We start from the raw sequence: 12,189 nt of genomic DNA on the forward strand, positions 1-12,189 counted from the left end.
TTTAGGCTTTTGCAAAGCCGATGGTTTGAAGCGCTTCCTTGATCTCGTCCAGAATGGCGGGATCATCGATGGTCGCCGGAAGCTTGAAGTCTTCCCCGTCAGCAATTTTAACCATCGTCGCGCGCAATATTTTACCTGAACGGGTCTTGGGCAGCCGGTCCACGACCAATGCCAATTTGAAAGCGGCCACCGGACCAATCTGGTCACGAATGCGCTTTACGCATTCTGCAGTAATCTCTGCGTGATCGCGATTCACACCTTTGGTTAAGCAGACAAAACCCATAGGTGCCTGACCTTTCAGGGCGTCACTTACACCGATCACCGCACACTCGGCCACATCAGGGTGTCCGGCAAGGACCTCCTCCATTGCGCCCGTCGACAGGCGGTGACCCGCGACATTGATGACGTCATCAGTGCGCGCCATGATGTAGAGGTAACCGTCCTCGTCGATCATACCAGCATCGCCCGTCTCATAATAACCTGGATAAGTTGTCAGGTAGCTTTTACGAAAGCGGTCTTCGGCGTTCCAGAGGGTGGGAAGAGTGCCTGGGGGCAGGGGGAGTTTGATGGCAATCGCCCCAAGTTCACCCGCGGGTAGCTGATGACCTGCTTCGTCCAGAATTTGCACGTTATATCCTGGCATTGGCACAGTGGGAGAACCGATTTTGACGGGTAGAGCATCAAGTCCGGCAGGATTGCCGGCAATGGTAAAGCCGGTTTCGGTTTGCCACCAATGGTCATAAACTGGCTTGCCCAGCACTTTTTGAGCCCAGATAATGGTGTCTGGATCGGCTCTCTCACCAGCCAGATATAGCGCCCTCAGACAGGACAGGTCGTATTTCGCAACCTCTAGCCCTTCTGGGTCCTCGCGTTTGACGGCACGGATCGCGGTAGGGGCGGTAAAAAAACTCCGCACATTGTGTTCGGAAATGACACGCCAGAAAGTGCCGGCATCGGGGGTGCCGACCGGCTTGCCCTCGAACACAACGGTGGTGTTGCCGTGAACCAGCGGCCCGTAAGTAATATAGCTGTGGCCCACGACCCAGCCCACATCGGACGCCGCCCAGAACACATCACCGGGGTCAACATTATAGATGTTCTTCATCGTCCAGTTTAGGGCCACCAAATGGCCCGCAGTATGGCGCACTACGCCCTTCGGCGCGCCTGTTGTGCCAGACGTGTAGAGAATATAGGCGGGGTGGTTGCCTTCGACAGGGACGCATTCCGCAGGGGTGCCAAGAGCAATCGCTGCGTTCCATTCATAATCGCGGCCCTCAATCAGGTCACAAACCTCCTGTTCGCGCTGCAGGATAATGCAGGCGTCAGGCTTGTGATCGGCCAGTTCGATCGCGCCGTCTAGCAGGGGCTTGTAATGCACGATGCGGTTTGGCTCCAGACCGCAAGATGCAGCGATGATCGCTTTTGGGGTGCAATCGTCAATTCGGACAGCCAGCTCATTTGCCGCAAAGCCGCCAAAGACGACAGAATGCACGGCACCGATGCGGGCACAAGCCAGCATCGCTTCAAGCGCTTCTGGAACCATTGGCATATAAATAATAACGCGGTCACCCTTTGTGACACCTTGGGCCACCAGCGCACCGGCAAGCGCTGCAACGCGGGTTTGCAACTGAGCGAAGGTGATGGTCTCTTTGGTGTTTGTGATCGGGCTGTCATAGATGATTGCGGCCTGATCTGCGCGACCGTTCTCAACATGGCGGTCTACGGCGTTGTAACAGCCGTTCACCTTGGCGTCGGCGAACCATTCATAAAGGTCATTCCCTTTTTCGAATAGCGCGCGTGTGGGGGCTTCGATCCAGTCGATTGCCTGTGCTTGCTCCAGCCAGAATGCTTCCGGATTGTCGGCTGCTGCTTTGTAAACCTCGGCGTATCCCATCGCGTATCCCTCCCTGATGAATGTCGAATTGTTAGGCGCAGGCGGGTAGTGGCGGCAAGCGTAATACGCAAAATAGGCGGGGTTTAAGTAAATTAATTTACACCACCTTCCTGCAAATGATCCGGGTAGATCCATTTTTGTGTCTGTCGGATTTGAATGTCATTGTCGAAAATGGATGAGATTTCCCGCGGCAAATTTGCTTTGCTGAGTTCAGGTGTAGGCATAATGCCTTCATCCAACCTCAAGAAGGTCAAAACCGATGGGCGACAAGCGCGCTAACAAAGACAAACAAGCCAAACGCCGCGTAAAAGAAGTGGCCAAAGCCCAGACAGCCGCTGTCAAAGCGGCAAGCCTGACGGCATTGGTGGAGCGCAAGAAGTGAACGGGTTGGCGGGGGCAAAACCCCCGCCTTTTTCTATTTAGCCGTACTCGGCAACTGGCGTACCTGCGATGGCTGCCATGTTCAGCAATCCACGTGCCGTGATTGAGGGGGAGACCACATGCGCGCGATTGCCCATGCCCATCAGGATCGGCCCGACTTCCAGGCCGCCCCCCTTCATTTTCAGGATGTTACGCACACCGGACGCCGCGTCGGCATGGGCAAAGACCAACACGTTGGCGGGACCCTGCATGCGATTATCCGGGAACAGGCGCGCCCGCAGTTCCGGATCAAGGGCCGTGTCGATGTTCATCTCACCCTCGTAGCAGAAGTCATGGTTGCCTTCGTCCAAAATGCGGATTGCACGACGCAAACGGCTGCCGGAGCCTTCGCCCTGATTGCCGAACTGGCTTTGTGAGCACATCGCGATGTTCGGGGTCAGACCAAAGCGGCGCACATGCCGTGCCGCACCAATCGCAATTTCTGCAAGCTGTTCAGGCGTCGGGTGCTGATGGACCTGTGTGTCCGCGATAAACAGCGGACCATCCTCAAGGATCATCAGCGATAGGGAACCATGCGCGCGCCGACCGTCGCGACCCAGCACCTGATCAATATAGTTCAGATGCCAGCGGGTTTCCCCGAAGGTCCCGCAGATCAGGCTATCCGCTTCTTCGCGGTGTACCATTACCGCGCCAATGGCCGTCGTGTTGGTGCGCATAATTGCGCGGGCAATATCGGGCGACACTCCGCGCCGCGCGAGCAGATTGTGGTAGGTCTCCCAATAGTCGCGGTAGCGCGGGTCATTCTCGGGGTTAACAACGTCCACATCCCTGCCGATGTTGAGATCAAGGCCCGCACGTTCCATCCGCCGCTCGATCACTTCGGGGCGACCGATCAGGATCGGGCGCTCGGTTGTCTCTTCCAGCATCGCTTGGGCGCAGCGCAGGACACGCTCGTCCTCGCCTTCGGCAAAGACAATGCGGCGTGGAGATGTGCGCGCAGCCTGAAATACAGGGCGCATCAGCAACGCAGATTTGAAGACCGACCCGTCAAGATTGGCTTTGTAGGCGTCCAGATCTGCAATGGGGCGAGTGGCGACGCCTGTCTCCATCGCGGCGCGCGCTACGGCAGATGACACGATACCGATCAGACGTGGATCAAAGGGCTTGGGGATCAGATAATCCGCCCCGAACGAAAGCTTCTCGCCCTGATAGGCGGCAGCGGCTTCGGCCGAGGTGGTGGCGCGCGCCAGCGCCGCGATGCCTTCGATGCAAGCGATCTTCATTTCGTCATTGATGGTTGTCGCGCCGACATCCAACGCGCCGCGGAAGATGAACGGAAAGCACAAGACGTTGTTCACCTGATTGGGAAAGTCCGAGCGACCCGTCGCGATAATCGCATTGGGAGAGACCGCGCGTGCGGCATCCGGCATTATTTCAGGGTTCGGGTTGGCAAGGGCGAAAATGATCGGGGCGTCAGCCATGCGTCCAACCATTTCCGGTGACAGTACATTCGGGCCGGATAGTCCGAGGAACATATCCGCGCCGTCGATCACATCATCCAGCGTGCGCAGATCGCTTTTCTGCGCGTATTCGGATTTGATCGGGTTCATATCTTCGGTGCGGCCTTCATAAACCAGCCCGTGAATGTCGCACAGCCAGACATTCTCGCGCTTCACGCCGAGTTTCAGAAGCATGTTCAGGCAGGCGATTCCCGCTGCGCCACCGCCTGTCGAGACGATCTTGATGTCTTCGAATTTCTTGCCAGCCACAAACAACGCGTTGGTCGCCGCAGCGCCTACGACGATAGCGGTCCCGTGTTGGTCGTCATGAAAGACTGGAATGTTCATGCGCTCATTGCAGATACGTTCAACAGTAAAGCAATCGGGGGCTTTGATGTCTTCAAGGTTGATCGCACCGAACGACGGTTCAAGGGCGCAAACGATATCGGCCAGCTTTTCAGGGTCTGACTGGTTTACCTCGATGTCAAAGCAATCAATGCCCGCGAATTTTTTGAACAGGACCGCCTTACCCTCCATCACCGGCTTCGATGCCAAGGCGCCAATATTGCCCAATCCCAACACTGCGGTGCCGTTCGTGACAACCGCCACCAGATTCGCACGGCTGGTATAAAGTGCGGCAGTGGACGGGTCTTTCTCGATTTCAATGCAGGCTTCAGCCACGCCGGGGCTGTAGGCGCGGGCCAGATCACGCCCGTTCGCCAGTGGTTTGGTCGCGCGAACCTCTAGTTTGCCGGGCTTGGGAAACGCGTGATAGTCAAGGGCGGCCTGACGGGTTGAGCTGTTGTCGGACATGTGGCGGACCTCATTTCTGGATTTAGTTTAGCACTAAACTATTTTGCAGAAAGCACCAGCGGGGATTTCACGGCTGGCTGCGGGCTATCTGTTGGAAAGCAGCGATAATGTGCGCATATCGTTCAAAAAATGATCTTCTCAAAGCGGGGAAGAAAACTGTGCGAAAAACCGTCGCTTCTCAGGGCGGGCGGCGCTAGGGTGGACTGCCAAAGACCAAGGAGATGACAATGACAGACTTGCGGCAGGCCGCGGTTGCGGTGCGGGAAAAAGCATATGCGCCCTATTCAAATTTCAAGGTAGGCGCAGCGCTGCGGGGCGCATCCGGCACGATTTACAGCGGCTGCAATGTTGAGAACGTGGCCTATCCCGAAGGCACCTGCGCCGAAGCGGGGGCAATTGCCGCGATGATTGCTGCGGGCGAAACATCGTTTACCGAAGCTTATGTTGTTGCTGGGTCTCCGTTGCCAGTGACGCCCTGCGGGGGCTGCCGCCAGAAACTGGCTGAATTTGGCGCAGGCGATGTGGTGGTGACCATGTCAACGGTCGAGGGCGTGGAGCAGGCGATGAGTATTTCTGATCTGCTGCCCGGTGCTTTTGATCCCTCGTTTCTGGGGCGCTGAATGGACGCGCGCGGTATATTGGCCAAGCTACGCCATGATGAACCACTCGCAGCTGACGAGCTGACGTGGATTGCGGCAGGGCTCGCGGACGGGCGGCTGAGCGATGCGCAGGCCGGTGCCTTCGCCATGGGCGTCTGCCGGAACGGGCTAGACGAAGTCGGACGTGTGGCACTGACGCGGGCGATGTGTGCCTCGGGGCATGTTTTGACGTGGGATTTGGACAAGCCGGTACTTGATAAACATTCCACCGGGGGGGTGGGCGACTGCGTGAGCCTTGTGCTCGCGCCCGCATTGGCGGCGTGTGGTGCATATGTGCCGATGATTTCCGGACGTGGTTTGGGCCATACGGGCGGGACTTTGGACAAACTTGAGGCGATCCCCGGTGTTGGCGTGATGCTGGACGAAGCGCGGCTGCGCGCGGTTGTGGCACAGGTTGGCTGCGCTATTGTCGGGGCCACAGGTGACATCGCACCGGCAGACAAGCGGCTTTACGCTGTGCGCGATGTGACCGCTACGGTGGACAGTCTAGATCTGATTACCGCCTCGATTCTCAGTAAGAAACTGGCGGCAGGGCTGGAAGGGCTGGTGCTGGACGTCAAAGTGGGCTCCGGCGCGTTTATGAAAGATATTGGTGCTGCGCGCGACTTGGCGCAGGCGCTGGTTGGCACGGCCAATGCGGCAGGCTGCCCGACACGCGCTTTGATCAGCGACATGAGCCAACCGTTGGTGCCAAGCCTTGGCAACGCGTTGGAGGTGGCTGAAGTGATGCGCGTTCTGGGCGGCGAGTCTGAAGGCCCCATGGCAAAGCTGTCCGCGGCTCTTGGCGGTGTGTTGCTTGCGGGCGCCGGACTGGCAAAAGACGCCGATGACGGCGCTGCGAAGATCATGGCCGCAATTGCAGATGGCCGCGCCGCTGAGCGGTTCGGTGCAATGATCGCCGCTCTTGGCGGTCCCGTTCATTTCGTTGAAAGCTGGCGTCGTTTCCTGCCAGAGGCGACGGTCATGCGCGAAGTCACAGCGCCCGAAGGCGGCATTGTGCAGTCTATTGACGGAGAAGCATTAGGCCTTGCCGTCGTCGCGCTGGGCGGTGGACGTGTGGTGGAAAGTGATCCAGTTGATCCTGCGGTCGGGCTTTCGGATGTCATTCGCTTGGGCACGCGGGTTGAAAAGGGGCAGGCGCTGGCGGTTGTTCACGCAAGCCGACCAATGCAGGCTGATCGCGCGGTGGCTGCTGTACGTGCGGCAATCACATTGGGTGATGCCGCCACAAGCACGCCTGAATTGATTGTAGAACGGATAGGTTGATGGCGACACGTGCATTCTTGGTGGTCATGGATTCGGTTGGCATTGGCGGGGCGCCTGATGCGGATACATTCTTTAACGGAGATGTGCCGGATACTGGCGCCAATACGCTGGGCCATATCGCACAGGCCTGCGCCAAGGGGCTTGCCGAAGAAGGGCGCAGCGGTCCGCTTCATCTGCCTCACTTGGCGGCCTTGGGCATTGGTCCGGCAATCAAGGCTGCCAGCGGTCTAGATATCCCGACATTTGACGTACCCCTGACGGGAACGTGGGGTGCTGCGACCGAAGTCTCACGCGGAAAAGATACGCCATCAGGTCATTGGGAGCTGGCGGGGCTGCCCGTTCCTTGGGCCTGGCATTATTTCGAACGTGTCGAAAATTCCTTTGACGCAGATCTGATCGCCAAGGTCTGTGCGGCTGCGGACACTGACGGAATTCTGGGAAATTGCCACGCCCCCGGCACTGCGATCATTGAGGCACTGGGCGCCGAGCATATGCGCACGGGGCACCCGATCTGCTATACGTCGGCAGACAGTGTCTTCCAGATTGCGGCGCACGAAGAAACCTTTGGGTTGGACCGCCTGTTGAAGCTGTGCGCGGATATCGCCCCCATGCTGCATGAGATGCGGGTAGGCCGCGTGATTGCCCGCCCCTTTGTCGGGGATGTCGCTACGGGCTTTACCCGCACACCGAACAGGCGCGATTTTGCGATCATGCCGCCGCGTCCGGTGCTAAGTAACTGGGTGCAGGATGCAGGAAGGACCTGCTTTGCCGTGGGTAAGATCGGCGACATCTTTTCAATGCAGGGCTTTGATGAGGTGCGCAAAGGCCCTGACGCAAAACTGATGGAGCATTTGGGCGATCTCGTACGTGATGCGCCAGATGGCAGCCTGACCTTTGCCAATTTTGTTGAGTTCGATAGCCTCTATGGCCACCGCCGCGACGTGTCTGGTTACGCCCGCGCGTTGGAGTGGTTTGACAAGGAAATCGGCACATTGATCGCGCAGCTGCGCGAAGGTGATATAATGGTGCTGACTGCCGATCACGGCAATGATCCGACATGGATCGGCACTGACCATACGAGAGAGCGGGTGCCGGTTCTAGTGGCCGGTGCCGGAGCGGGTTCACTGGGTCAGATCGGATTTGTGGATGTAGCGGCTTTTGTTGCGGCGCATCTGGGGGTAGACGTGCCCTGAGCCGGACAGCAAGGAGACCAAAATGAGCGATCAATACCTCACCGTAGTGGATCACCCGCTGGTACAGCATAAGCTGACCATCATGCGCGACCGCGATACGCCCACGGCGGTCTTCCGCCAGCTGCTGCGCGAGATCAGCCAGCTTTTGGCCTATGAGGTCACGCGCAATCTGGCGATGACGACCAAGAAGATCGAAACGCCCATGCAGACAATGGATGCGCCAACGCTGGATGGTAAAAAGCTTGCCCTGATCAGCATTCTGCGCGCCGGTAACGGTTTGCTGGACGGTGTGCTGGAGCTTATCCCTTCGGCGCGGGTAGGGTTTGTTGGTCTGTACCGCGATGAAGAAACGCTGAAGCCGGTCCAATACTATTTTAAAGTGCCCGAAGGCATGGATGACCGACTGGTTATCGCCGTGGACCCGATGCTGGCGACAGGCAACTCATCCGTCGCCGCTATTGATTTGCTCAAAGAAGCCGGCGCGACGAATATTCGCTTTTTGTGTTTGCTTGCCTCACCCGAGGGTATCGAGCGGATGAAAGAAGCGCATCCAGATGTGCCAATTGTCACCGCATCCGTCGATGATGGCCTGAATGAGTTGGGTTATATCATGCCTGGTCTTGGTGATGCGGGTGACCGGATGTTCGGCACCAAATAGCACATCAGCTCGCCCGTATCGATCCAGCCGCAAGCTGGAATGGTTCAGGTGAGTCTTAAATGCCAGCTAATCTGTTAAATTTGAGGCGATTGTTCACGCAATCGCTTTACTCAACAGGTTTGGTTTGACATTCTGCCACAATATTCTGTGGGGGCTCTCATGAAACTAACTAGACTTGTCACTATCGCATTAATCTTGGGGTCTGGCAGCATCGGCGCGCTTTCGGCGCAAAGTTTTCCAGGCAGCACTCCGTCAGAGTTCCCGCCGACGTCTTACAAGGGCAAGCAATACGTCGACAGCCAAGGCTGTGTGTTCATTCGTGCAGGTATTGACGGCAACGTGTCCTGGGTGCCGCGTGTCACGCGCAAGCGTACCGGCGTCTGCGGGTTCAAGCCGACCTTCGCAGGTGAAGTGACACCACCACCGGAGCCGGTAGAGACGGCCGCTGTGACGCAGATTACAAATCCCACACCCGCGCCGAAGCCAAAAGCGGTAGCCAAGCCAAAGCCAAAGCCGAAGGCAGTGGCCGCAGCCCCCAAGCCCAAACCGAAGCCCAAAGTCGTGCGTCAGGTTGCGCAGCAAGCGCCGCTGATCGTTGAAAAACCAATGCAGGCTCCGGCCCCGGTTCTGAAAACATCCCGGGTTGCGGTAGCGGGACAAACAGCATGCCCCAATCGGTCACCGATTGCGCAGCAATACATGCGGGCAGGGAGGTCTGCGGTACGTTGTGGCCCGCAAGCGGCGCCCATCGTCGGCGCACGTATTTCCAGCGCACCCACACCGCGAGCAGCCACCGCAAAGGTTTCGCAACGAAATGCGGCAACTGCGCAACGCCCTGTGCAGGTCTCCCCGACCACACGGATCGTGCCGCGGCACGTCGCGGTGAACCGTGTGAATACAACAAATGTCAAAGTCCCAAGTGGCTATAAAAGCGTTTGGGAAGATGATCGCCTGAACCCGAACCGTGCAGAGCAGTCTTTGGCAGGTCATAAAGCGATGACCATGATCTGGACATCAACCGTGCCGCGCCGTTTGATCAATCAGGCCAGTGGCGCTGACGTGACGGCCTCTGTGCCACTGGTTTACCCTTACACGGATTATGTGCAGCAACAGCGTGAATTGGGCGAGGTGACAATCGTCAAACGTAACGGGCAAACGCTCAAGCGGATCGTGCGTTCTGTGACCAGCATAGTTGACCCAGAGCCGGGGCAGGCGCGCGTGGCGACTGTGCCGCGTAAACCGGTCTATTCCAGCCGCTCTACCGCACCCAAGGCTTCAACCCAGGCCACGGCCAAGCGTGTACAGCCCAAGGCTGAAGTGGCTGGTCGCGGTTACGTTCAGGTGGGCCGGTTCTCTGATGCGGCTTCAGCGCAGCGTCAGGCGAAGAAAATCCAGCGGATGGGTCTTCCGGTGCGGATCGGCGTTTCGAACCGCGGTGGTCAAACGTCGCGTCTTGTGATCGCAGGCCCGTTCGCAGGGGAGCGTGATGTGAAACGTGTCATCAACCGCTTGCGCAGTGCAGGGTTCAACGCCACGGCGCGCTAGGAACATTCAACTGTTTAACGGGATGGCCTGTCGGAGAGGATCCGGCGGGCCATTTCTTTTGCCCAAGCGGCATAAATGACGGGTCCGGGATGAAAGCCGTCTTCAGCCATGTCGCGTGAATCCAGCGTCTCGGGGAGGGGCACATAGGCGCAATCAGGCTCAGATTCGATTGCCGTAAGTAGCGCTGCGTCAAACCGCAGGGCGCGCCGCCCCAACAGCCAGCGCAGCGGATCAGGGAGCAGTGGAAAAGCACCAATAGGCGGAACCTGAGATATATAGAGCCGCTGTGCGCCAGTCCGGTCGCGTAGCAACGCGCGCAGTTTACGATGGGAACGGAGCCAACCTACCAGCGGACCACCACGTGTAACATCGTTCACGCCCAAGACGACAATCACTACGTCAAAAGCGCGCAACTCAGCCTCTTCCAAACGCTTTAACGTCGTCGGCGTTGTCGCACCGGTACTGGCGATCAGTTGCCAGTCAACTGTGTGATGTGCAGCAAGGGAAGAGACAAGTTGCCCTGTAAGGGCGCTATCTTGCGTGTCTGTACCCACACCTGCCGCAGAGCTGTCACCGATAATCAGCACTCCAAGATCAGGGCCTTGGCCGCTGCGGCCTTTCCTGGGGCCGCTCGCCTCTGGCAGGCGCAAGGCGCGTTTACGCAGAAGTATCGCTTGAACCAATAAGAGTGGTGAAAGGGCCGCTGCCACCAGCACATCGGCCCGGCTCATCCGCCGCAGATACCTTGCAGGCGCAACCACGTGCTGTCAGCGATGAGCGGTTCGGTATTTTGCCCCTGCATCGGATCGCCTTCAATCAAGGCAAGCACGGTTTCGCCCGTGATATCCCGCGCACGGGCATATGGGGTCGCGCGAACATCGGAAGCTTCAAAAAGCGCAAGCAAGTTTGTCGTGTCTGGCTCTGATCTGGGGTTGGTCATCAGATGTTCAGCATAGGAATCCAGTGCGGCGTCAGAAACATCGCCGGTTGTGAGCAGGCGGAAGTTCTCCCATGGTCCCACGACATCCAGCAATTCCGCGAGCGAGTCACGCTCGACCTGCAAAGCAAGCTCGGACAGAATATAGCCGGCCGCAACATCGGGCTCTTCCCAATCCTCGAACACCGAACGGTCCAGCACAATCACGCCGCCGGGCAGATGCAATGCAGGGCGGCCCAAGGCCGGTACCACCGCCAGCTTAACTGTTTCAAGCCGACCGCCAAGGCGGCGCAGCGCGCGCAAACCCGCGGGATCATTGCAAAGCGGACCGGTCACCCGCTCCATCCGTTCGATCAGGGCAACACCAAGTGCTTCGCGCTTGACCTGTGGCACAACGCGAAGGGTGTTGTCCCGCATCGCACCGGGCAGCCAGAAGATCATCAGCCCTGCAACCGTTGCGCCGGAAAGTCCAACCCCCAACCAGCGTAAGCGCCCCGGACGGGGGCGACTTTTGGCAATTGCCGCACGCAGGGTCTCAATGGCTTCCACCATCGCTGTTTCGTCCTCGGGAAGCTCAAGCGTTTCACCGTCGTCGCCGTCCGGGTGATAGATGGCGGGAAGGGTGCCGGGGTTGGAACGGGCCACAGCGGCTAACGACCAATGCGCGATCGCCTGATCATTCATGTCAGAAATCATCAGTGTCGCATTCCCGATCGATACAATCACCTCGCGCCGCTGCCCGTCAGGGGCAGGGCGCCAGAGGCCTGTGGCCTCAAGGCGGTCATATTTGGTTAACGCGGTCATCGGGGTGTCTGCTCGGGGTTGTTATAATTGCACATTAGCATTTGAGTGGGGCAGGGCAATGCCAGAGGACACAATGCAGATCAGACCAGCAAAGACAGATGACATCGGGGCAATCGCAAAACTATGGCATGCGCAATGGCACAGTGCACACGCGGCCGTGGTAGAGGCAGATTTGGTGCTTTCGCGCGTCGCCGCCGAATTTGACGCCCGCACCAAGGCGCATTTGCCGCAGACCTATGTGGCTGAGGTAGACGGCGCTTTGGCGGGGTTCTTTATGATTGAGGGGGACGAACTGTATCAGTTTTACGTCGGAAGCGGTCATCAGGGTAGCGGGCTGGCACAGGGGATGATGGCGCAGGCCGAGGCGCTGCTGCCCAAGCCGCGCGTGTGGTTGGCGTGTAGCGTCGGCAACGACCGGGCTGCGCGATTTTATGAAAAGTGCGGCTGGCAAAATACAGGCGAGCAAGAACTGGAGGTCGAAACTTCGTCCGGTCCCAAGCCGGTAAGCATCTGGCGCTTCGAAAAAGAGGTTTAGGCCGC

Annotated in this window: 11 protein-coding genes; 7 read left to right on the plus strand and 4 right to left on the minus strand. The window is 58.3% G+C overall.

Translation table 11 applies throughout. The features are described 5' to 3' along the window. Position 1: 1 nt before the first annotated feature. A complete protein-coding gene (locus K3757_RS04115; protein ID WP_259999671.1) occupies positions 2–1,894 on the minus strand; it encodes a propionyl-CoA synthetase in 1,893 nt (630 codons plus the stop codon). A gap of 259 nt (positions 1,895–2,153) precedes the next feature. Between K3757_RS04115 and K3757_RS04120 the strand changes: the two genes are divergently transcribed. After that, positions 2,154–2,276: a hypothetical protein gene (locus tag K3757_RS04120; protein ID WP_259999673.1), complete on the plus strand. Its 123-nt coding sequence runs from the start codon at positions 2,154–2,156 to the stop codon at positions 2,274–2,276. Positions 2,277–2,313: 37 nt separating this feature from the next. Here K3757_RS04120 and K3757_RS04125 read toward each other — a convergent pair whose 3' ends face one another. Beyond that, on the minus strand, positions 2,314–4,587 hold the full coding sequence (locus tag K3757_RS04125) for an NADP-dependent malic enzyme (RefSeq protein ID WP_259999675.1): 2,274 nt from the start codon (positions 4,585–4,587) through the stop codon (positions 2,314–2,316). A gap of 227 nt (positions 4,588–4,814) precedes the next feature. Between K3757_RS04125 and K3757_RS04130 the strand changes: the two genes are divergently transcribed. The 5 genes from K3757_RS04130 (at position 4,815) to K3757_RS04150 (ending at position 9,908) form a co-directional block, all read left to right on the plus strand. Beyond that, on the plus strand, positions 4,815–5,207 hold the full coding sequence (locus K3757_RS04130; RefSeq protein ID WP_259999677.1) for a cytidine deaminase: 393 nt from the start codon (positions 4,815–4,817) through the stop codon (positions 5,205–5,207). Continuing rightward, the gene (locus K3757_RS04135; RefSeq protein ID WP_259999679.1) at positions 5,208–6,512 is read left to right on the plus strand and encodes a thymidine phosphorylase; all 1,305 of its coding nucleotides are present in this window, start codon (positions 5,208–5,210) and stop codon (positions 6,510–6,512) included. After that, positions 6,512–7,705, plus strand: a complete 1,194-nt coding sequence (locus K3757_RS04140; protein WP_259999681.1) for a phosphopentomutase — start codon at positions 6,512–6,514, stop codon at positions 7,703–7,705. The genes K3757_RS04135 and K3757_RS04140 overlap by 1 nt, the downstream gene beginning before the upstream one ends. A 22-nt stretch (positions 7,706–7,727) precedes the next feature. Next, positions 7,728–8,363, plus strand: coding sequence for a uracil phosphoribosyltransferase (gene upp / locus K3757_RS04145; protein ID WP_259999683.1), 636 nt, complete (start codon positions 7,728–7,730; stop codon positions 8,361–8,363). A gap of 159 nt (positions 8,364–8,522) precedes the next feature. Beyond that, positions 8,523–9,908: an SPOR domain-containing protein gene (locus tag K3757_RS04150; protein ID WP_259999685.1), complete on the plus strand. Its 1,386-nt coding sequence runs from the start codon at positions 8,523–8,525 to the stop codon at positions 9,906–9,908. 14 nt (positions 9,909–9,922) lie between these two features. On the opposite strand, the gene K3757_RS04155 is transcribed toward K3757_RS04150, so the two are convergent. Together K3757_RS04155 and K3757_RS04160 are read right to left on the minus strand one after the other, a co-directional pair. Next, positions 9,923–10,639: an SGNH/GDSL hydrolase family protein gene (locus K3757_RS04155; protein WP_259999686.1), complete on the minus strand. Its 717-nt coding sequence runs from the start codon at positions 10,637–10,639 to the stop codon at positions 9,923–9,925. Beyond that, on the minus strand, positions 10,636–11,649 hold the full coding sequence (locus K3757_RS04160; protein ID WP_259999688.1) for a hypothetical protein: 1,014 nt from the start codon (positions 11,647–11,649) through the stop codon (positions 10,636–10,638). The genes K3757_RS04155 and K3757_RS04160 overlap by 4 nt, the downstream gene beginning before the upstream one ends. A gap of 73 nt (positions 11,650–11,722) precedes the next feature. Here K3757_RS04160 and K3757_RS04165 point away from each other — a divergent pair, with 73 nt between their 5' ends. Continuing rightward, complete coding sequence (locus K3757_RS04165; RefSeq protein ID WP_259999690.1) at positions 11,723–12,184, plus strand: GNAT family N-acetyltransferase; 462 nt, start codon at positions 11,723–11,725, stop codon at positions 12,182–12,184. Positions 12,185–12,189 lie beyond the last annotated feature (5 nt).

Source organism: Sulfitobacter sp. S223, assembly GCF_025143825.1.
Lineage (GTDB): Bacteria > Pseudomonadota > Alphaproteobacteria > Rhodobacterales > Rhodobacteraceae > Sulfitobacter.

Excerpts from the sequence above, each read along its gene's own strand:
- K3757_RS04115 (WP_259999671.1), bottom strand. The coding sequence starts at position 1,894 with ATGGGATACGCCGAGGTTTACAAAGCAGCAGCCGACAATCCGGAAGCA.
- K3757_RS04120 (WP_259999673.1), top strand. The coding sequence starts at position 2,154 with ATGGGCGACAAGCGCGCTAACAAAGACAAACAAGCCAAACGCCGCGTA.
- K3757_RS04125 (WP_259999675.1), bottom strand. The coding sequence starts at position 4,587 with ATGTCCGACAACAGCTCAACCCGTCAGGCCGCCCTTGACTATCACGCG.
- K3757_RS04130 (WP_259999677.1), top strand. The coding sequence starts at position 4,815 with ATGACAGACTTGCGGCAGGCCGCGGTTGCGGTGCGGGAAAAAGCATAT.
- K3757_RS04135 (WP_259999679.1), top strand. The coding sequence starts at position 5,208 with ATGGACGCGCGCGGTATATTGGCCAAGCTACGCCATGATGAACCACTC.
- K3757_RS04140 (WP_259999681.1), top strand. The coding sequence starts at position 6,512 with ATGGCGACACGTGCATTCTTGGTGGTCATGGATTCGGTTGGCATTGGC.
- upp (WP_259999683.1), top strand. The coding sequence starts at position 7,728 with ATGAGCGATCAATACCTCACCGTAGTGGATCACCCGCTGGTACAGCAT.
- K3757_RS04150 (WP_259999685.1), top strand. The coding sequence starts at position 8,523 with ATGAAACTAACTAGACTTGTCACTATCGCATTAATCTTGGGGTCTGGC.
- K3757_RS04155 (WP_259999686.1), bottom strand. The coding sequence starts at position 10,639 with ATGAGCCGGGCCGATGTGCTGGTGGCAGCGGCCCTTTCACCACTCTTA.
- K3757_RS04160 (WP_259999688.1), bottom strand. The coding sequence starts at position 11,649 with ATGACCGCGTTAACCAAATATGACCGCCTTGAGGCCACAGGCCTCTGG.
- K3757_RS04165 (WP_259999690.1), top strand. The coding sequence starts at position 11,723 with ATGCAGATCAGACCAGCAAAGACAGATGACATCGGGGCAATCGCAAAA.